The sequence below is a fragment of the Paraburkholderia sp. JHI2823 genome (assembly GCF_038900695.1).
GTDB lineage: Bacteria > Pseudomonadota > Gammaproteobacteria > Burkholderiales > Burkholderiaceae > Paraburkholderia > Paraburkholderia mimosarum.
On the sequence record NZ_JAYMRY010000262.1, the window covers coordinates 1 to 449 of the forward strand.

1 protein-coding gene is annotated in these 449 nt (G+C 67.5%); it reads left to right on the top strand.

All coding sequences use genetic code 11. The features are described 5' to 3' along the window. Window positions 1-449, top strand: a 449-nt coding sequence (locus VSR34_RS38610; protein WP_342965258.1) for a substrate-binding domain-containing protein, incomplete at both ends; no start/stop codon positions are given.

Below are 449 nucleotides of genomic sequence, written 5' to 3' on the forward strand. Positions count from 1 at the left end.
GCCTATGAGGAGATCACCGAGCATCTCGTCGCGGTCGGACACCGGTCATTCGCGGTCTGCCTCCAGCCGACACGGGACAACGACCGCGTGCAGGCGCGCCTCGCGGGCATTCGTGCCACGCTCGAGCGACATGGTCTCGCGGTGCGGCCCGAGCATCTGATCGAAGGTGAATCCACGCTCGATTTTGGCCGGCGGGCGTTGCGCGCACTCTGGCAACAACCGGGGCCGCGTCCGACGGCGGTCATCTGCGGCAACGATCATATTGCGCTGGGCGTGTTGCGGGAAGCGGAAGAACTGGGCATCGCGATTCCCGGGCAGCTTTCGGTGACCGGCTTCGACGATCTCGCGATCGCGCGCGAAGCGCGGCCGCCCCTGACGACGATGCACGTGGACACGCGCGAGATCGGCACGGTCGCGGCGCGTCATCTGCTCGATGCGCTGGATGGGAG